This window comes from Caballeronia sp. LZ043 (genome assembly GCF_031451075.1).
In the GTDB taxonomy this organism is placed as follows: Bacteria; Pseudomonadota; Gammaproteobacteria; order Burkholderiales; family Burkholderiaceae; genus Caballeronia.
In genome coordinates this window covers 788,406-807,226 of sequence record NZ_JARUXT010000002.1, presented here as the reverse complement: position 1 = coordinate 807,226, position 18,821 = coordinate 788,406, and the positions used below count along the sequence as shown (strand labels likewise).

Annotated in this window: 18 protein-coding genes and 1 pseudogene; 16 read left to right on the top strand and 3 right to left on the bottom strand. The window is 63.8% G+C overall.

Going from position 1 to position 18,821, the window contains the following annotated elements:
- Positions 1 to 241: 241 nt before the first annotated feature.
- The 7 genes from QCE64_RS17175 (at position 242) to QCE64_RS17145 (ending at position 8,286) form a co-directional block, all read left to right on the top strand.
- Positions 242 to 1,012 (top strand): enoyl-CoA hydratase-related protein, encoded by a 771-nt coding sequence (locus QCE64_RS17175; RefSeq protein WP_309921630.1) that lies wholly within the window; start codon positions 242 to 244, stop codon positions 1,010 to 1,012.
- On the top strand, positions 1,009 to 2,208 hold the full coding sequence (locus QCE64_RS17170) for a CaiB/BaiF CoA-transferase family protein (protein WP_310005008.1): 1,200 nt from the start codon (positions 1,009 to 1,011) through the stop codon (positions 2,206 to 2,208). The genes QCE64_RS17175 and QCE64_RS17170 overlap by 4 nt, the downstream gene beginning before the upstream one ends.
- A gap of 42 nt (positions 2,209 to 2,250) precedes the next feature.
- Positions 2,251 to 3,045 (top strand): enoyl-CoA hydratase/isomerase family protein, encoded by a 795-nt coding sequence (locus tag QCE64_RS17165; protein WP_309921625.1) that lies wholly within the window; start codon positions 2,251 to 2,253, stop codon positions 3,043 to 3,045.
- Positions 3,038 to 4,693: an AMP-binding protein gene (locus tag QCE64_RS17160; protein WP_310005006.1), complete on the top strand. Its 1,656-nt coding sequence runs from the start codon at positions 3,038 to 3,040 to the stop codon at positions 4,691 to 4,693. Before QCE64_RS17165 ends, QCE64_RS17160 begins: the two co-directional genes overlap by 8 nt.
- Positions 4,694 to 4,764: 71 nt before the next feature.
- The gene (locus tag QCE64_RS17155) at positions 4,765 to 6,096 is read left to right on the top strand and encodes an MFS transporter (RefSeq protein ID WP_309932273.1); all 1,332 of its coding nucleotides are present in this window, start codon (positions 4,765 to 4,767) and stop codon (positions 6,094 to 6,096) included.
- Between the two features lie 32 nt (positions 6,097 to 6,128).
- Complete coding sequence (locus QCE64_RS17150; RefSeq protein ID WP_309921616.1) at positions 6,129 to 7,076, top strand: nitronate monooxygenase; 948 nt, start codon at positions 6,129 to 6,131, stop codon at positions 7,074 to 7,076.
- A gap of 85 nt (positions 7,077 to 7,161) precedes the next feature.
- Positions 7,162 to 8,286 (top strand): porin, encoded by a 1,125-nt coding sequence (locus QCE64_RS17145; protein ID WP_309921613.1) that lies wholly within the window; start codon positions 7,162 to 7,164, stop codon positions 8,284 to 8,286.
- A 106-nt stretch (positions 8,287 to 8,392) separates the two neighbouring features.
- Here QCE64_RS17145 and QCE64_RS17140 read toward each other — a convergent pair whose 3' ends face one another.
- The 3 genes and pseudogenes from QCE64_RS17140 to QCE64_RS17130 all read right to left on the bottom strand — a co-directional run bounded on the left by QCE64_RS17140 (position 8,393) and on the right by QCE64_RS17130 (position 10,078).
- Positions 8,393 to 8,704 (bottom strand): aldo/keto reductase, encoded by a 312-nt coding sequence (locus QCE64_RS17140; RefSeq protein ID WP_309932271.1) that lies wholly within the window; start codon positions 8,702 to 8,704, stop codon positions 8,393 to 8,395.
- 67 nt (positions 8,705 to 8,771) lie between these two features.
- Positions 8,772 to 9,011 (bottom strand): annotated as a pseudogene (locus tag QCE64_RS17135) (integrase); the annotation flags it as partial.
- Between the two features lie 95 nt (positions 9,012 to 9,106).
- Positions 9,107 to 10,078 carry a LysR family transcriptional regulator gene (locus tag QCE64_RS17130; protein ID WP_309921608.1) on the bottom strand — a complete coding sequence of 324 codons (972 nt, stop codon included), beginning with the start codon at positions 10,076 to 10,078 and terminating at the stop codon, positions 9,107 to 9,109.
- A gap of 166 nt (positions 10,079 to 10,244) precedes the next feature.
- Between QCE64_RS17130 and QCE64_RS17125 the strand changes: the two genes are divergently transcribed.
- From QCE64_RS17125 to QCE64_RS17085, 9 genes are all read left to right on the top strand, one after another.
- The gene (locus QCE64_RS17125) at positions 10,245 to 11,234 is read left to right on the top strand and encodes an aldo/keto reductase (protein ID WP_309932270.1); all 990 of its coding nucleotides are present in this window, start codon (positions 10,245 to 10,247) and stop codon (positions 11,232 to 11,234) included.
- 11 nt (positions 11,235 to 11,245) lie between these two features.
- Positions 11,246 to 11,854, top strand: a complete 609-nt coding sequence (locus QCE64_RS17120) for a flavodoxin (protein WP_310005004.1) — start codon at positions 11,246 to 11,248, stop codon at positions 11,852 to 11,854.
- Positions 11,855 to 11,898: 44 nt separating this feature from the next.
- Positions 11,899 to 12,750, top strand: a complete 852-nt coding sequence (locus QCE64_RS17115) for an aldo/keto reductase (protein WP_310005002.1) — start codon at positions 11,899 to 11,901, stop codon at positions 12,748 to 12,750.
- Positions 12,751 to 12,813: 63 nt separating this feature from the next.
- Positions 12,814 to 13,242, top strand: coding sequence for a cupin domain-containing protein (locus tag QCE64_RS17110; protein ID WP_309921596.1), 429 nt, complete (start codon positions 12,814 to 12,816; stop codon positions 13,240 to 13,242).
- A 651-nt stretch (positions 13,243 to 13,893) separates the two neighbouring features.
- Positions 13,894 to 14,871, top strand: a complete 978-nt coding sequence (locus QCE64_RS17105) for a LysR family transcriptional regulator (RefSeq protein ID WP_310005000.1) — start codon at positions 13,894 to 13,896, stop codon at positions 14,869 to 14,871.
- On the top strand, positions 14,871 to 16,343 hold the full coding sequence (locus QCE64_RS17100) for an NAD(P)/FAD-dependent oxidoreductase (protein ID WP_309921590.1): 1,473 nt from the start codon (positions 14,871 to 14,873) through the stop codon (positions 16,341 to 16,343). The genes QCE64_RS17105 and QCE64_RS17100 overlap by 1 nt, the downstream gene beginning before the upstream one ends.
- A 2-nt stretch (positions 16,344 to 16,345) precedes the next feature.
- On the top strand, positions 16,346 to 16,861 hold the full coding sequence (locus QCE64_RS17095; RefSeq protein WP_310004998.1) for a CMD domain protein: 516 nt from the start codon (positions 16,346 to 16,348) through the stop codon (positions 16,859 to 16,861).
- Positions 16,858 to 17,457 (top strand): peroxidase-related enzyme, encoded by a 600-nt coding sequence (locus QCE64_RS17090; protein ID WP_309932261.1) that lies wholly within the window; start codon positions 16,858 to 16,860, stop codon positions 17,455 to 17,457. The genes QCE64_RS17095 and QCE64_RS17090 overlap by 4 nt, the downstream gene beginning before the upstream one ends.
- Before the next feature lie 46 nt (positions 17,458 to 17,503).
- Positions 17,504 to 18,808, top strand: coding sequence for an MFS transporter (locus tag QCE64_RS17085; RefSeq protein WP_309921584.1), 1,305 nt, complete (start codon positions 17,504 to 17,506; stop codon positions 18,806 to 18,808).
- The last annotated feature ends 13 nt before the right edge of the window (positions 18,809 to 18,821 follow it).

The window sequence follows — 18,821 nt, the reverse complement described above, 5'->3', positions numbered from 1 at the left end:
TTCTGACAAGTCCGCAAGTCGTTCAGCGCCTCGTAAAACAGGCCTAAACACCTCTATTTGCAACGTTTATTTGCGACATGAGTGTCACCGTATGCCCGCAAAAAACGACCTGAACAGACTCAAATAGCGGGTTTACACCGACCCAATTGCGCTCGAATTAGTTGTTTTCATCACGGATATTTGTTTGACTTAATCACGCATCGGCCTTACTCTTTGCACCATCGCTTCGACTCGACTACTCATGACCACCTCTGACAGCCTCCTCATCGAAGACCGCGCCGCCGTGCGCGTCCTGACGATGAATCGCCCCGACAAGCGCAACGCGCTCAACAACGAACTCACGCACGCGCTGCTCGCCGCACTGCAAGCCGCCGAGCGCGATCCCGCGGTGAAGGCCATCGTCCTGACGGGCGCGGGCAAGGCGTTCTGCGCCGGCGCCGATGTCAAGGAATTCGGCGGCTTCGTCCAGTCCGGCAACGACGATGCGGCCAGCGCCGCACAAGCCGCGCTCGAACGCGCGCATCTGACGACGAATCTGCATCGCGTGTTCTCGCAGATGTCGAAGCCGGTCGTTGGCGCGGCGCACGGTCATGCGATGGGCGGCGGCGCCGGTCTCGCGCTCGCCTGCGACATGCTCGTCGCGGGCGAAAGCCTCAAGCTCGGCTATCCCGAGCTGAAACACGGCATCGTGGCCGCCATCGTGATGGCCAATCTCGTGCGCCAGGCCGGACGCAAGACGGCGTTCGAACTGGTATCGCTGGGCGAAGCCGCCGACGCGCAACGCACGCTTGCGCTGGGCCTTGCCAACCGCGTCGTCGCTGACGAGGACATGCTCGACACCGCCGTGGGCATCGCCGAACGCCTCGCCGCCTTCGATGCCCCCGCCATGGCCGCGACCAAGCGCCTGTTCCATCGCGTCGCGGATTTGCCGCTGCAACAGGCGCTCGATGCATCGCTCGATACGAATCTCATGATGCGCAGCTTCCGCAAGCAACGCGCAAACGACCAATGACCAACGCTCAAGTCAAACCGCTCGCAGGCGTCACGGTCATCGAACTCGCGCGCGTGCTCGCGTGCCCGTTCGCGGACATGATCCTGGCCGAACTGGGCGCGACCGTCATCAAGATCGAGCAGCCGGGAACGGGCGATGAAACCCGCAGTTTCGAGCCGCAAGTGGGCGACGAATCCGCGTATTACTTCGCGTGCAACCGCGGCAAGCAGTCCGTGACGGCCAATCTCAAGACCGAAGCGGGACGGCGCATCGTCCGCGAACTCGCGCAGAACGCCGATATCCTCATCGAGAATTTCCCGGTGGGCACGCTGGCGCGCTACGGTCTCGATCACCAGACGCTGCGCGCGGATAATGAACGCCTCGTGTACGTGTCGTGTACCGGCTTCGGCCAGACCGGTCCGTATGCGAAGCGCAAGGGCTACGACACCGTGTTCCAGGCGATGGGCGGCATCATGAGCCTGACCGGCGAGCGCGGCGGCGGTCCGGTCAAGCCCGGCCTGCCGATCGCGGATCTGACGTCGGGCATGTGGATCGCCATCGGCTTGCTGTCGGCGCTGAATGGCCGCGCGATGACGGGCAAGGGCTGCCACATCGACTTTTCGATGCTCGATGGACAAGTCAGCCTGCTCACGCTCGCGGCGGGCCGCTTCTTCGCGCTGGGCGAAGTGCCGCCGCGTCTTGGCACGGAACATCCGGGCCGCGTGCCCTCCGCGACTTTCGCATGCAGCGACGGCGCGTTCGTGCATATTACGTGCAGCGACCAGCACTGGCTGCCGCTCTGCAAACTGCTGAAGCTCGATGCACTTGCCGGCGATCCCTTGCTGTCGACCAACGCGGGGCGCGTGGAGCATCGCGAACGCGTGATGGCGGCGCTCACGCAAGCCATTGCGGGCTGGACACGTCAGGCCTTGTGCGATGCGTGCGACGCCGAAGGCGTGCCCGCCGGTCCCATCAAGGACGTCGCGGAAGTGCTCTCCGACCCGCACGTAAAGGCGCGCGGCATGGTGAGCGAGTTCGAGCATCCCACCATCGGCACCTTCGGCGCATTGCCGCTGCCCTTCAAGTTCGATGGCTTCGCCGATCCCGAAGTGGTCCGCCCGCCTTTGCTCGGCGAACATACGGAACAGGTCCTGCGCGAACGGCTCGGCTACGACGCACAGCACATTGCAGCGCTGCGCCGCGACGGCGCCATCTGAGCGTGGCGCGCGCGGTACGGAATCAAGCATCAAGGGGAAACCATGACAGATGACCAAACGCTGATCGTCGAGCGCCTGGACGGCGTGGCCGAGATCATTCTCAACCGGCCGGAGCAGCGCAACGCGCTCAACGCACTGATGTGCGACGAATTGCGCGCCGCCGCGGTGCGCCTGCGCGCCGACGACTCGATCCGCTGCGTGATCGTGCGCGCCAACGGCCCGGTGTTCTGCGCGGGCGCGGACCTGAAGGAACGCAAGGGCATGAATATCGACGATGTGCGCGCCCGCCGCCTCAAGGCCTTCGCCGCTTACGATGCGCTCGAGAAGATCGGCAAGCCGTGCATTGCGCTGGTCGAAGGGCCGGCGGTCGGCTCGGGCGGCGAGATTGCGATGGCATGCGATTTCATCGTCGGAACGGAGAAAACGAGCTTTCGCACGCCGGAAGCGCTGTGGGGCACCGTCGGCGCGACGCAGCGTCTGCCGCGCGTGATCGGCAAGCGGCTCGCGAAGGACATGGCCTATACGGGCCGCACCCTGAGCGCCGACGAAGCGCTGCACGCCGGTCTCGTGTCGCGTATCGTGCCCGCCGGCGAAGCGGTGAAGCTTGTCCGCCAGATGGCCCGCGATATCGCCGATGCCCCGCCGCTCGCGATGCAGCTGACGCGCGATTGCATCGACCGTGGCGTGGAGACCGACCCGGCGGGCGCGCTTGCCATCGAGATTCTCGCTATCGACACGGTGCTGCAAAACTCCGACTGGAAGCAGTCGATCTCGGGCTTCGGCCAGCGCAACGATGCCGACGACAAACATGACAGCAGCGGAGCGCGCCATGCATGACGATTACCTGGCCTATGCCGAACGCTTCGGCCTGACACAACCGGTCACGCTGTCCGCGATCCTCGCCGCGCGCGCCGCGGCGACACCGGATGCCGAAGCGCTCGTCATCGACGGTGAGCGTATTGCTTACGGCGCCCTGGCGGAACGCGTGCAAAGCGCCGCCGCGCGAATGATCGCAGCGGGCGTGCAGCATGGCGAGCACGTCGGCATTCTGATGGGCAATTCCATCGACTGGGTCGTGCTGTTCTATGCGGCGGCGTCCATCGGCGCGGTGACGGTTCCGGTCAATACGCGCTTCAAGCTCGACGAGCTGAACTACTGTCTGAAGCAGGGCGACGTGCGCGTGCTGTTCTACGTCGATACCTTCCTCAACATCGACTACTCACAGCTGCTGCGCGACGTCGAACCGGCCTTCGATGCACACCTGCCCGGCGACGTGCTGCCGCTGTTGCGCCGCGCCGTGCTGGTCGGCAAGACGGAACGCGCTTTGCCCGCCGGCGTCGAACGTTTCGAAGCGCTGGCCGACAGGCCGGAGACGCGCGCCGAAGCCACCAGGCGCGCGAACGAAGTCTCGCCCGAAGACACGCTGCTGATCCAGTACACGTCCGGCACGACCTCGTTCCCGAAGGGCGTGCTGCTCCGGCATCGCAACATGCTGATGAACGCGGCAGCCTCGGCGCAGCGCATCGGCGTGCAGCCGGACGACCGCTATTTCAGCGTGCGCCCGTTCTTTCACGTGGCGGGCACGACGATGTCGCTGCTCGTATCGCTGGTATCGGGCGCTTGCCTGCTGTCGGTGCCGTCGTTCGACGTGCCGAAGGTGCTCGACATCCTCGATGAAGAACGCTGCACGCTCACCTCGGGCAACGACACCATCTTTCTGATGATGATGAGCCACCCCGAATTCCGGCGCGAACGCATCCACTTGCGCGGCGGCTGGGCGGCGGCGGGTCCCGAGATCATGCAGAAGATTCACGACGTCATGGGCGTGAGGCACATGGTCGGCGCATACGGGCAATCGGAAGCGTCGCCGAACGTGGTCCTCAACGACTGGCGCGATCCGCTCGAGACTCGCGTCGCGGGCTGGGCGTCGCCGCATGCGGGCATCGAGATTCGCACGGTATCGACGGAAACGGGTGAAGTGCAGCCCGCCAACGCGCCCGGCGAAATCCAGGTGCGCGGCTGGAGCGTGATGAAGGGCTACTACAACAAGCCGCAGGAAACCGCGAAGGCGTTCAGCGAAGACGGCTGGCTGCGCACCGGCGATCTCGGCGTGATCGATGCCGATGGCCGCATGCGCATGCTCGGCCGCCTGAAGGACGTGTTCCGCGTCGGCGGCGAGAATGTCGCGCCTGCCGAAGTGGAAGAGACGCTGTTCGGCCATCCCGCCGTGCAGCTCGCGCAAGTGGTCGGCGTACCCGATGCGCGTCTCGGCGAAGTGGCCGCCGCATTCGTCGTGTTGCGGGCGGATGCCGAGGCATCGAGTGAAGAGTTGATCGCGTGGTGCAAGGCGCGCTGCGCGAACTTCAAGGTGCCGCGCTATCTGCGGGTGGTGCAGTCGTTCGACGACATCGGCATGACGGGAAGTTCGAAGGTGCAAAAAAACAAACTGCGCGACTACGCGATCCGTGAGTTCAAGCTCGCGTGATTGCAAGGCGGACGGCTGCGGCCGCCGCGTGTCGACGCAAGCTGAAGAAGCCATCCACCAAGGAAGAGACAATGACGACGTACGCATCCGGCGCCGTCGGGCTTGCACGCCCGGAAGAAGCCGTCAGCGAAGCGACGTATCGCAAGATCAGCCGGCGCATTTTGCCGCTGCTGTTCGTGTGCTACATCATCAATTACATCGACCGCGTGAATATCGGCATCGCGCAGATTCAGTTCAAGGCCGACCTGCAGTTCAGCGATCTGGTGTACGGCATCGGCGCGGGACTGTTCTTCGTCGGCTTTCTGCTGTTCGAGGTGCCGAGCAATCTGCTGCTCGCGAAGATGGGCGCGCGCCGCACGCTTTTGCGCATCATGGTGCTGTGGGGCGCCGTCTCCGCCGCGACGATGTTGGTGCGCACGCCGTGGGAGTTCTACATCGCGCGCATGTTGCTGGGCGTAGCCGAAGCGGGCTTCTTTCCCGGCATCATCCTGTACCTGAGCTACTGGTTTCCGGCGGAGCGGCGCGCGCGCGTGACGGCCTTGTCGTTCATCGCCATTCCCGTTGCAACGATGATCGGCGCGCCGCTGTCCGGCTGGATCATGCGCAGCTTCCACCAGTTCCATGGCCTCGCGGGCTGGCAGTGGATGTTCCTGCTCGAAGGCTTGCCTGCGATTCTGCTCGGCGTCGTCGTGTATTTCCGGCTGGAAGACAAGCCTGAATCCGCTGCATGGCTGACGGCTGAAGAGAAGGCAAGCCTGGTCAGCGCGCTGTCCGCCGAACGTCGGGTGCGCGCCACGCATGGACACGGCGGCATGCTCGCCGCCCTGAGCGACTGGCGCGTGTATATCGCGGGGCTGGTGTCGTTCTGCGCCTATGTGCTCGCCAGCACGATCGCCTTCTTCGCGCCGATGGTGATCCAGGCCACCGGCGTGCGCGATGCGCTGCACGTCGGCCTGCTCGCCGCCATTCCGGCGATCGCCGGCATCGTGACGATGGTCATCGTCAGCCGCCATTCCGACCGCGTCCGCGAACGCCGCTGGCACGCCGCCGTGCCGCTGATGTGCGCGGCCGCCAGCCTCATCGCCCTGCCCTTCGCACGCGGCGACCTGATGTTCTCCGTGCTGCTGCTCGCCATCGCGACATCGGGCCATCTGTCGAGCCTGTCCGTGTTCTGGACCATTCCATCGACCTATCTCGGCTCGACGAGCGCGGCGGCGGGGATCGCGCTGGTGAGCAGTATCGGATCGCTGGGCGGGCTGGTCGGCCCGAGCATGATCGGCTATGTGAAGTCGGTGTCGGGCAGTCTCACGCTCGGCATCCAGTTCGCCGGCTGCCTGATTCTTGTGGGCGGCGTCACCTTGCTGATCGGCATTCCGGCGCGCCTGCTGACGACCCGGAACTGAGTTTTTAGAACAGGAATTTGGAGGATCGCACGATGACACCGACCCGACTCACCCGCATGCTGAACATTCGCTATCCGATCATCCAGGCCGGCATGAGCTGGGCGTCGTCGAATGCGGCGCTGCCTGCCGCCGTCAGCAACGCGGGCGGCCTCGGCGTGATCGCGGCGGGACCGATGTATCTCGATGCCTTTCGCCAGGCCGTGCGCGAGGTCAAGGCCGCCACCCACGGCGCGACGTTCGGCGTGAACCTGCCGCTGTATCGCCCCGAAGCGGCGCTGTTTCTCGATGTCATCGAGGAAGAGCGCGTGCCGGTGGTGTTCGCCTCGCAGGGCGGACCGAAAGCGCATCTGGAGCGCTTCAGGCGCGTCGGCACGCGCTGGATTCATGTCGTCTCGACGATGGAACATGCGCGCAAGGCCGCCTCCGCAGGCGTCGATGCGCTGGTCGTCGTCGGCGCGGAAGCAGGCGGTCATCCGCCCGCAAACGGCGTCAGCACGCTGATCGCGGTGCGGCGCGCGGCACAGGAGTTCAGCGTGCCGATCGTCGCGGGCGGCGGCGTGGCGGACGGCTACGGCATCGCGGCGCTGCTCGCGCTCGGCGCGGATGCGGTACAGCTCGGCACGCGCTTCATCGCCACGCGGGAAGCCGGCGTGCATGAGAACTACAAGCGCGCCGTGCTGGAAACCGAAATCGATCAGACCGCGCTGGTGGGCGTGCGTCAGCTGCCGGTGCGCATGACGAAGAACCAGTTCGCCGCCGATGTCCTGCACGCCGACACCCACGAACCCGACGATGCCGCCTACGACACGCTCTTCAAAAGCAGCACGCTCAAACAAGCCGCGCTCGATGGCGATATCGAACGCGGCAAGGTGGAGCTAGGCCAGTCGGCGGGTCTGATCCACGATCTGCCGGGCGCGGCGGAAGTCGTGGCCCGACTCGTCGATGAGTATCGCGATGCGGTGGGACGGCTCATCGGCTGAATGAATGCAGCGGTATCCGCACGGATGCCGCTTCATGCAACCACTATTTCGCCACCCTAATCAAAATAAACCGGAGACTTGCAAGATGAAGAACGCATGCGCTGCAGCCGCTCTGCTCGCTTTCACCTGCGCCGCACACGCGCAAAGCAGCGTCACGCTGTACGGCCTGATCGATACCGCGATCTCGTGGCAGAACAACCAGGTCGGCGCGACGGCCGCGAACGGTCGCGCGCTGTCCAGCGGCAGTTCCGTGGCGCTCGGACCGGGCTTCTTCAACGGCTCGCGTTGGGGCTTGTTCGGCACGGAAGACCTGGGCGGCGGACTGTCCGCGATTTTCCGCATCGAGGCGGGCTTCAATCCGGGGACGGGGGTCTCGCTGCAAGGCAACCGCGAGTTCGGACGGCAGGCGTATGTCGGCATCAAGAGCAGCTATGGTCAATTGACGTTGGGCCGTCAATACAGCGTACCGTTCGAAACGCTGCTGCCATACGATGTCATCGGCTGGGCCAATTCCGCCGCCAGCGACGTGTGGGTTCAGTTGCTGGCCGGCTCGCGCATGGACAACACGGCGAAGTACACGCTCACCCTCGATCAGTGGAAGATCAACGCGGCCTACTCGTTCGGCGGCCAGGCGGGCAGCGTGTCGCACGGGTCCACGTATGCAGCCGGGCTCAACTATACGGGCAACGTGTTCTCCGCAGGCCTGACTGCGCAGCAGGCGAAGGATCTCGTCGGCAACAAGCAGTCGAATCTCGGCGCGGGCGCGTTCGTCGTGACGGGACCGGTGACGTGGCAGGCCTACTACCTCTACACGCGCCGCGACGGCGGCTTCACGCCGACCAGCGGTCAGGACTTCTCGCCCACTTACGGCACGTATTCGCAGCTCTACACGAATCCGGGCAATACGAACATCGGCGTGAGCAGTCAGGCGCGCACGGACAACGTGTTCCAGTTCGGTGCGACGTGGCAGGCGACGTCGTCGGTGCAAGTCAAGGCGGCCGCCATTTACGACCTCGGCCGCCATGTCAACGCGAACGGCGAAGGCGGCAACAAGCTATCGACGTTCCTGACCGGCGACTACTTCCTGTCGAAGCGGACCGACGTGTATCTGGCCGGCGCATACAGCAAGGTCAGCGGCACGTTCAATGGCCCGTTCGCGGGCAATGACGACAGTGCGTCGGTCACGCTGGGGCTGCGGCATCGGTTCTGATCGGGATACCGACACGATGCTGCGTGCGGGCAGAGGCTCCATGCTCGTGACTGCCGGCTAGTGCCGGCAGCGCCAGAACTTCTGTGCCGCTGCCTCGCTCCGAAGATCAACGGTCATTCGAATGACTGTACGCGGGCTTCGACCCCGGACAAGGCCATGCAACCGGTTTGTCCGGCCGAACGAAATCATCGAGCTTCCCGCCGGTGATTCTCTGCCGGTACTCCTCGGTATGCAGCATCGAATGCGGGAAGATCGGCGGGGGCTGGCTCACGGCATCGAGGTGCGCGACGTCCTCGGCGGAAAGTGCGATGTCGGCGGCGGCAAGATTCATGCGCAATTGTTCGACGCTTCGTGGTCCGATGATCGGCAGCACGCCTTTCGCCATCACCCAGGCAGTGGCGATCTCATCCGGGCTCACGCCGCGCGCTTGTTCGGTCGCATATGAGGCGGAAGGGTCCGTTGGATGACTCGCTACGGATGTTGGGCTACAGCAACCGGACGGCGCGCAGGTTCTTTGTGCGGCAATAGATCAATGATGCTTTCGTTCGTCGCATCGTGTGCGTGTCGTACGCACGGTTGTCGAGTCCGATCGACGCGACCCAACGATGAACAATACGCGCGTACTGACGCGTCGACACATGGGCTGACGCGTGCAACCGACGTGGAAAAAAACAGTCGGCTGGCCTCAATCCTCGGAGTGAAATCCAACCCGAAACACCTTGACGGGATCGAACACTGACTGCTCATGAACGATGGCTTCACAGCCGGTCGCAGCCATTCGATTTGAGACTGCTGAATTTATTGTTGAAGAACCAGGGCACTACCCAATGCGGCTGTATCGCTTCGATCGCGACCTGAATTGGGCTAGCTCTTTCTCAGTGAGCAGGTATTCTCGGCAATCAAGCAGGCGAGCAAAAGCGAGGTCCAGGAAGGCTCGTACTCGCTTGGGTTGAGCAGCCCGGCTTCCGTAGTACACGTGCAAACCGATATGCGCGCTCATATGCCGCAAGAGAACTGGCTTCAGTCGGCCAGCCCGGATGTGGGCCGCTGCCGAGAAGCTCGCGAGCTGACCGATGACCTGCCCCGCAAGCACGGCTTGTAATTCGAGCTCCGAATCGTTCGTCGCGAATGCGGGGGACAATTGCCGGTGTTCGAGCTTACCGTCCACGGTCAAATACCAGGGCGCCACCTTGCCAGTGACCGGATGCCGGAACACACTGCAGCGATGTGCCGCCAGATCATCGAGTATCGATGGCGCGCCGTACGCTTTCAGGTAGGCGGGCGCCGCGCACACGATCATCTGGATCGGGAAGAGTTGCCGACCGATCACACCCTCGCTGGGCGACGCACCGATCCTGAAGCCGACATCTACGCGGTCCAGCACCCAGTTGCCGATACCGTCATCGAGCTGGACGTCCGGCTCGATGCCAGGGTACTCCCGGCAGAACTCGTCGAGCAGAGGCATGAGGATGGCGGCGAACGACGATTTCGGCCCGACGATCCGCAACGGCCCCGCGATCTCATCCTTGGACTCCCGCGCCAAGGCCAGAGCCCTGTCCAGTGCCGCCAGGGCGGGCTGTGTATTTTCCAGGAAGCGTTGGCCCTCCTCGGTTAAGGCGAGGCTGCGCGTCGTCCGATGCAACAGGCGCACTCCTAGATGCTCTTCCAACTGCGCAATGGCCTGACTGGCAGCCTGGGGGGTGACACCCTGGGCCAGAGCGGCCTTGCGGATGCTGCCGAGTTCGACGGCTCTGGCGAACGTCGCGATGGCCTTGAAATCATTCGTGGGCATGGTCGATTCTTTTCCTGAAGTACGACAGAAGCGTCGCACACTTACTCAGTATCAATCTGGGGTTGATACTGGTGCAAGGGATAATCGACTAGTCGCTTGAAACTGCGGCGCCTAAAGTAACGAACATCGGGCCACGGCCCTCGTCGTCTACTGTAAGGAGCGCATCTTGGACAAGCGACAACTCGGCCATTCGGGACTCGAAGTTTCGGCGATTGGCCTGGGGTGCATGGGATTGAGTCACGGCTATGGGCCGGCCACGGATCGAACCAAAGCCGTTGAGCTGATTCGTGCGGCCTTTGACCGAGGCGTGACCTTCTTTGATACCGCCGAGGTCTACGGGCCGTATCTTAACGAGGAGGTTGTCGGAGAGGCGCTGGCGCCCGTACGAGACCAGGTTGTCATCGCCACCAAATTCGGCTTCACCTTTGGTGACGACGGCAAGCAGCAGATTCTCAACAGCCGCCCGGATCATATCCGGTGGGCGGTCGATGGCATGCTTAAGCGCCTGAAGACGGACGTGATCGACTTGCTGTATCAGCACCGAGTTGACCCGGACGTGCCCATCGAGGATGTCGCCGGCACCGTCAAGGAACTCATCCAGGCGGGCAAGGTGAAACACTTCGGCCTGTCGGAAGCCGGCGAGCAGACCATCCGCCGGGCGCATGCCGTGCAGCCCCTGACCGCTCTCCAGAGCGAATATTCGATGTGGTGGCGCGAGCCCGAAGAAAGAATTCTGCCCACGCTGGAGGAACTCGGCATCGGTTTTGTGCCGTTCAGCCCGCTCGGCAAGGGCTTCCTTACGGGCGCCATCGATAAGAGCGCGACGTTCGGCAAGGACGACTTCCGTAGCATCGTCCCTCGTTTCACTCGTCAGGCGCTTGAAGCTAACCAGGCACTGGTCGACGCTCTCAGCGGGATCGCCAAGGGCAAGGGCGCGACGCCGGCTCAGGTCGCGCTCGCATGGCTGCTTGTCCAAAGGCCCTGGATCGTGCCGATTCCGGGCACGACGAAGTTGCATCGTCTGGACGAGAACCTGGGCGCAGCATTGGTCGAACTGACTGAGCCTGACCTCCAGCACATTGCCCAGGCGCTCGCGAACGTCGAAATACATGGCGATCGCTACCCGGCCTCCTTGAAGGCTCGCGTTGGTCGCTGACACAAGGCAACATGATGTCTTCCAACGAGCGTAAGCGCCGGGTGCTTATGGCCGCGGTCGCAGCCTTGCCTTGGAACGCCGCAGTGGCTATAGGCAGCGGCAGCAACACAGTTCGCAAGACGAGGTCGCGAGTTCTCGTCGCCTACTTTTCGTGTTCCGGCAATACGCGGGTTATAGCCGGGCTGTTGCAGCGAGCGTTCGAGGCGGACGTGTTCGAGATGCGACCGGCCGACCCGTATCCCGAGGAGTATCTCGCAACCGTCGAACAGGCCCGACAGGAGCGGGACAGTGGCTTCGCGCCGGCGCTGGCGGCTCGTCTCACGGACATCGGCACGTACGACACCGTCTACCTTGGCTTTCCGATCTGGGGAGAGACGGCGCCACCGGTGGTTCGTTCGTTTTTGGCGACCCACGATCTCACGGGCAAAACGCTCACGCCTTTCGTAACACATGGTGGATACGGCCTCGGCAACGGCCTCTCCGCGCTCGCCAGCCTCGCGCCGTTGGCGAAGATGCGTAGCCCGTTCGTGATGGAGGCGGACCAGGAGCGCAAAACGCTGAATCTCGTCAACGAGTGGCTCGACAAGACAGGCTTGACCAGGGAACCCGGCGCGTCCTGAGCAGACCTCATGCCGCCGTCGACTTTCAACTGCAAGGAACGAACATGCAAGACGTGACACTCAACAACGGAATCAAGATGCCGATCCTCGGCTACGGTGTCTTCCAGATCGCCGACGAGACGGAATGCGAACGCTGCGTCGTGGACGCGGTGCAGGCAGGCTATCGTCTCATCGACACCGCTGCGTCCTATAAGAACGAGGAGGCGACCGGGCGTGGCCTCAAGCGTTGCGGGGTCTCCCGCGACCAGCTTTTCGTCACCAGCAAGCTGTGGGTCGAGGATGCTGGCTATGAACGTGCTCAGGCGGCCATCGACGAGTCGCTGAAGCGTCTGGGTCTGGACTACCTCGATCTGTTCCTGATTCACCAGCCGTTCTCGGACGTTCACGGCGCGTGGCGAGCGATGGAGGAGGCGCATCGCGCCGGCAAGCTTCGTGCGATCGGCCTGAGCAACTTCCAGCCGGATCGTCTCATGGACATCAAGTGTTTCAACGAGGTGACTTCAGCCGTCAACCAGATCGAAGTCAATCCCTTCCATCAGCAAGTTGAAAGCGTCGATTTCATGCGCGGGCTCGGCGTTCAGCCAGAGGCCTGGGCCCCCTTCGCCGAAGGACGAAACAACCTGTTCGAGAACGAGCAACTAGTGGCGATTGCGCAGGGCCACGGCAAGACCGTGGGGCAAGTGGTACTGCGATGGCTGGTTCAGCGCGGCATTGTCGCCCTCGCGAAGTCTGTGCGGAAGGAACGGATGCTGGAAAACCTGGCTGTCTTCGACTTCGAGCTGTCCGAGGGAGACATGCAGGCAGTCGCAACGCTGGAGACTGGTCAGAGCAGCTTCTTCTCCCATCGCGACCCGGCGATCGTGAAATGGATGAGCGAGCGAAAACTTGGCCTCTGACATGGCGGTCTGGCTAGTCGCCGAGGGAGACCCGGGCACCCCTTAACCTGAAAGAGCGCAATCATGACCAAAGCATCTCAGACCATCGTCCGTAACGGCACGAAGCCGTCAATCAAGGGCCCTGAAAGCTGGTTTACCGGCTCGGTCCGTATCGATAGCCTCTTCCAGGCTGAGGAACCGGCGCGTCTCGGCGGCGGCATCGTGACGTTTGAACCCGGTGCACGCACCAACTGGCATACGCACCCGCTCGGGCAAACACTCCTCGTTCTCAATGGCGTCGGCTGGACTCAATGTGAAGGCGGCCTCCGAACGGAAATCCGCGCCGGTGACATCGTCTCGTGCTCGTGCGGCAAGCGGCACTGGCACGGAGCGGCTGCGACCACCGCCATGTCGCATCTTGCTCTAACCGAATTGCTCGACGGCAAGAATGTCGAATGGATGGAGCCGGTGACCGACGAGCAATATCATGCAGGGCCGCTCGTCACTGAATAACCGTGCTCCCGGTCTCGGCATATGTTCTTAGGCGAGACCGCAAATCGGTTAAGCGGCCACTGTACATGGCCCCCTTGTAACGGCGATGCAGCCCTACGGCTCAAGCGGTGAGGAACACCTTCAAAGTCGCGGAGAGGGTCGCCCCTGAACGTCGGGTTCTTTTCTGAAACCGGTCGCTCAGATTTCAGTTGCGTCCGGCCGTTCATGGCCGCTTGCTGCCTGCTGCGCCCGGCTACGCCGACCCTGATTCCTATAACGTCGCCGCCCTTCCGACCAAGAGAAGGCGCCGTATGGAATGGGAAGCTAACCCGGCCACTTTGCCTTAACGCAACGTGCAGTCGAAATGAGAAGGACTTCCCTGTTCGTCTGGACATCATTTGCTTTCTGCCTAGCCAGGTTTGCAGTCTTTTGCGACCGCCTTGCGACTAAGCCATTCCACCGAAGCCTCATCTTCGGTTGAGCAATCACCGATCGCCATTCCCCTGATCTCTGTGCCTTGCTGACGAGCGGCCAGGACGAACCGCGCGGCGCACGTCCACCGGAAACCAGCACCCCTCCCCCTAATGTCCATATTCCAATTAATTATTTGCAGTTTGCATTATTGACGCCCCAGAATGTGAAAACCACATTCTCCTCGCGACCATACACCGCATGGACCTACGCCAGCTCGAAGCCTTCGCCGCAGTCGTCACCACCGGCAGCATCACCGCCGCTGGCCGCCTGCTGAACCGCTCGCAGCCTGCCATCACGCGTCTGATCCAGGACCTGGAGGCCGACGTACGCTACGCGCTGTTCACCCGCAACGGCCCCCGCGTCACGCCAACCGAACAAGGCATCCAGTTCTACGATGAAGTCGAATCCATCCTTGCAAGCCTGCAAGGAATCCAGAAACGCTCTGACGAAATCGCGCGTGGCGACAGCCGTCCCTTGCGGATTGCCGCGACCTCGGCACTTGCCGCGGGCCTCGTGCCGCTCGGGCTCGCCCACGTCCAGACCGCCAAGGCCACGCGCAACATCCAGTTACGCAGCGTGACCCCGGAGCAGGTGGTGCACGCCGTGCTCACCGGTGCCGCCGATATCGGCGTGGCCAGCCTGCCGCTCGAACATCGCGGCGTGCTCGTGCACTGGATCGGCCAATCCGCGTGCGTCGCGGCGCTGCGCGACGACGATCCCCTCGCGCAACACGACCGCCTGCCCCTTTCGGCCTGCGAGGGTCGCTCCATCGTCACGATGCAGAATCCGTATCGCCTGCGCCGCCGTCTCGACCACGCGTTCGCGCAAGCGTCAGTCAAACCCACGGAATTGATCGAAACGAATTCGTCGCTGAACGCGCTGACCGCCGTGCGCGCAGGCCTCGGCATCTCCGTTCTCGAACCGGTCACCGCCTATGGCACACCGCTGACCGGCATCACGATCCGTCCGATCGACGCGGACATTCCGTATTTCTTCGGCGTGATCTCGCGCGATGCAGTCCCGTTGCCGCTCGTAGCCGCACACCTCGTCGACGCGCTCGCCGATGCCGCCCGCACCCTGCTCCCGGATTTCACTCTGCGCGCGGGCACCGAACACGCCCAGGTCCTGCAGTCGCTCTATGGCGACCTGCCCGCCATGAAGGAAAACTTGCTGTGATGAACCCGAGCACTCCATCTACCGCGGGTCTCGCGGCGCTCGAAACCCGCTTGCGCCAGGATCTCGCCTGGCTCGAATTGCCCGCGAAACGCTGGATCCCTGAGCGGACCGTCGACGGCCACGCGCTCGTCAACGTCGCCATCATCGGCGGCGGCATGGCCGGGCTCGCGGTGTCGGCAGCACTGGGCCATCTCGGCATCGATGCCGTCATCTACGATCAATCGCCGCGCGGCTTCGAAGGCCCGTGGGCGACCACGGCACGCATGGAAACCCTCCGCTCGCCGAAGCAACTCACCGGTCCCGCGCTCGGCCTGCCGTCGCTCACCTTCCGCGCGTGGTTCGAAGCGCAGTTCGGCACGCAGGCCTGGGACGCGCTCGACAAGATCCCGCGCCTGCAATGGATGGACTATCTGCGCTGGTATCGCGATGTGCTGGACATCGACGTGCGCAATGAACACCGCATCACCGCCATCACGCCGCGCGAGGACGGTTGCGTGGCGCTCTCCATCACGAATGCCGCGGGCAACGAGACGGTCTTCGCGCGCCATGTCATCCTCGCGATGGGCCGCGACGGACTGGGCGGCCCCGCCGTGCCCGCGTTCGTGCGCGACCTGCCGCGCCGCTTCTACGCCCATTCGTCCGATGCGCTGGACTACGGCACGCTGCGCGGCAAGCGCGTGGGCGTCATCGGTGCGGGCGCATCGGCGATGGACAGCGCGGCGACCGCGCTCGAAGCGGGCGCAGCGTCCGTCGATCTGCTGATTCGCCGGACGGACATTCCCCGCATCAACAAAGGCAAGGGCGCAGGCAATCCGGGCCTCACGCACGGTCATGTCGTGTTGCCCGACGACTGGAAGTGGCGCATCCGCCATTACATCAACGTGCAGCAGGTGCCGCCGCCACGCGGCAGCACACTGCGCGTATCAGGTCACGCCAACGCGCGCTTCAATCTCGGTACGCCGATCACCGATGTCGAAGTGACCGGGAACGCGTTGCAGGTCCATACGCCGAAAGGCGACTTTGCGCTCGACTTCCTCCTGTTCGGCACGGGCTTTCGCATCGACTGGACGGCCCGTCCCGAGTTCGCGCCGTTCGCGCGTCATGTCCGCGTCTGGAAAGACCGCTACGCGCCGCCCGCCGGTGACGATGACATCGAGCTTGCTGATTCGCCGGATCTCGGACCTGTCTTCGAATTCCAGGAAAAGACCGCGGGCGAATGCCCCGGCCTGGAACGCATCCATTGCTTCTGTGCGCCTGCGACGCTCTCGCACGGCGCGCTCTCAGGCGACATCCCGGCCGTGAGCGACGGAGCCAAGCGGCTTGCCCAAGGGCTCGCGGCGACGTTCTATCGGGAGGATGTCGAATTGCATTACGCCAACATGGAGACGTTCGCGGAGCCCGAAATTGACGGGACCGAGTGGACGCCCGCGCCACCGCCGCCGGCACTCGCCGACCAGGCTTTCGGGAGTTGAACATGACACATGACATTGATCAGGACGTGATCGATAGCGTCGCTGGCCTCGCGCCCGACTCAGGCACTTACGCGCTGCGGCACCAGCGGGCGAAGGTCGTGGACGCGACTCAGGGCAGCTACGACGCGCTGTTCGATCCCGCGCTCGAAGGCCTCACGCTTGTCGAACGATTGCTCGTCGCGCTCTACGCAAGCCGTCTCACGCCCTCCCCGGCGCTTGCCGCCCATTACCGCGCCGAACTGACCGCGCGCGATATCGATCAAGCGACGCTCAGCGCCGTGGAAAGCGGCACGCCTGACGATCTGACCGAGCCGCACCTGCGTGCAATCCTCGCGTTCACGCGCACGTTGATCGAGAACCCGGTCGCCGGCGACGAGGCCGCCCTGCAGACGCTGCCCGCTGCCGGACTCACGACGCCCGCTGTCGTCGCGCTTGCGCAATTGATTGCCTTCCTCTCGTATCAGACGCGCCTCGTCGCGGGTCTGCAAGCCTTTGCACAACTGGAGCGCGCAGCATGACCGACTTCATCCGTTCGAACGGCTTCACGAACGAGTCACTGGGATGGCGCGCATGGCTCGACGTCGTGAACCTCGACCAGGCGACCGGGGAACAGATCGCCGTGCTCGAAGAGAGCCACCCCAAGGCAAAGGAGTCGGATTACTACCGCTTTCTGGTGCATCAGCCGGAGATCCTGCGGCAGCGCTCCGCGGCGTTCAACGCGATCATGTACGCACCCGGCGGCCTGCCCCGCGCGGAACGGGAACTGTCGACCACCGTGGTATCGCGGATCAATGGCTGTGTGTATTGCGCGTCGGTCCATGCGCAGCGTTTCGAACAGCTCGCCAAGCGCAACGACGTCATCCGCCAGGTTTTCGACGATCCCCACAGCGCCGGCACGACGAGCCGCGAACAAGCGATTGCGCGCTTCTCGGCCGCGCTGACCGAGCATCCGGACAACATCGAAGCCAGCCATCTGCGCGCGTTGCGCGAGGCCGGTCTCTCTGATGCCGAGATTCTCGATCTCATCCATTCGATCGCCATCTTCGCGTGGGCCAACCGGCTGATGCTGAATCTCGGCGAGCCTGTGTTTCCCGGGCAAACGCCGGCTGCATGATCCGACGAATTCGGACTCTCCTTCCAACCTTGTCCCGAGATAGCCGATGGATACTCAACCTGGCCTGAAGCCCGTCATCGTGGCTGCGGTGCTGGCCAATGCGATGGAGTGGTTCGACTTCACCATCTTCGCCGCGATGACGCCGCTCATCAGCAAGCTGTTCTTTCCCGCCGCACCTGCCGATTCGGGCGCGAGCCTGAATGCCATCCTCCTGACGACCGCCCTGTTCGGCGCGGGCTTCTTCATGCGGCCGGTGGGCGGCGTGCTGCTCGGTCTCTATGGCGACAAATACGGCCGCAAGTCGGCCATGACGCTTGGCATGAGCATCATGGCGCTGGCCGCGGCCATCATGACCTTCGCACCGACCTACGCCACGGCGGGCGTCGCCGCACCGCTGCTGATGCTCGCGGCCCGGCTGCTGCAAGGCTTCTCGATTGGCGGCGAGTTCGGCACCTCGACGGCCTTCCTGATCGAACTCGCGCCGCCCAGGCGCTCCGGCTTCTATGGATCGTGGCAGATGAGCGGCCAACTCATGTCGACGATGCTGGGCGCCGCGCTCGGCGTGCTGGTCACCCAGGTGTTCACGCCCGAGCAGCAGATTGCGGGCGGCTGGCGTCTTCCCTTTGCCGTCGGCCTGCTCATTGCGCCACTGACGGTTTATCTGCGCCGTCACGCCAGCGAAACCTACGCGCGCATCCACGCAACGCCGCACGCGCGCCCGGCAGACGCAAGCGCCGTCAAGCGCGGACTGTCGGACTATCTGATCGGCATGGGCATGGTGGTCGCGAGCACGGTCACGTTCTACGTCACCTTCGGCTATACCGTCACCTATGCGAAACAGGTGCTCAAGCTGCCCGTGTCCGAGAGCTTCATGGTGCAGATGATCGCGGCCATCGTCATGCTGATCGTCACGCCGATTGCCGGCGCGCTGTCCGATCGTCACGACCGCAAAACCCTGCTGGTCGGCTCGCTGGCCGCCTACCTCGTCGCCATCTATCCGCTCTATGCCTGGGTCGTGGCTGCGCCATCCGTCTCACGGCTTCTGGTCGCGCAGATCGTGATCGGCGTGATCAGCGCCACCTTCCTCGGCGTCTATTGCACGACGCTCGCGGAAATGTTCCCCAGGCGTTCGCGCGCGACGTCGCTCGCCGTGGTCAACAACGTGGTCGTTTTAATCTTTGGCGGCTTTGCGCAGACCTTCGTCACGTGGCTCATCGCGCTTACGGGTTCGCCGCTGGCGCCCGTGCTGTACGTGATGATCGGCATTGCGTTGAGTCTCATCGCCGTGCTGGCCCTCAAGCCGGGCCACTTCGCGCAAGGCCGGGCCAGCGCTGCGCAAACCACGGGATAGCCGCAAGCGGGTC